Genomic DNA, 295 nt, shown 5'->3' on the forward strand with positions numbered 1-295 from the left:
GACGTGCCGGACTCGCTTCTGAAGGGGGCTATGCCGAGAAAACAGGCTAGAGACCTCTTGGAGTCAAATGTCGTAAAGCCGCTCGTGAGGACAATCAGTGCGATAGCAGTTACCGGCCCCACACCGTTGATACTGACGATGATATCATAGATCCCGGAGAGCTTCTTTTCAGACCTTATGAGGCTGTACATTTGTCGATCTACCTTGGCGATCTGCTCTTTGATGTAGGCCAATTGCCTCTCCAGAATTTTTATATTCATCACGATGGCCTTGCTGCCGGGCTTGGCCTTGAGAC

Annotated in this window: 1 protein-coding gene; it reads right to left on the reverse strand. The window is 50.8% G+C overall.

Translation table 11 applies throughout. From position 1 onward, the window contains the following. On the reverse strand, positions 1-295 hold a 295-nt coding region (locus HMPREF2890_RS00035; protein WP_148130619.1), incomplete at both ends, for a transposase.

It is taken from the genome of Porphyromonas sp. HMSC065F10 (genome assembly GCF_001808555.1).
Classification (GTDB): domain Bacteria; phylum Bacteroidota; class Bacteroidia; order Bacteroidales; family Porphyromonadaceae; genus Porphyromonas_A.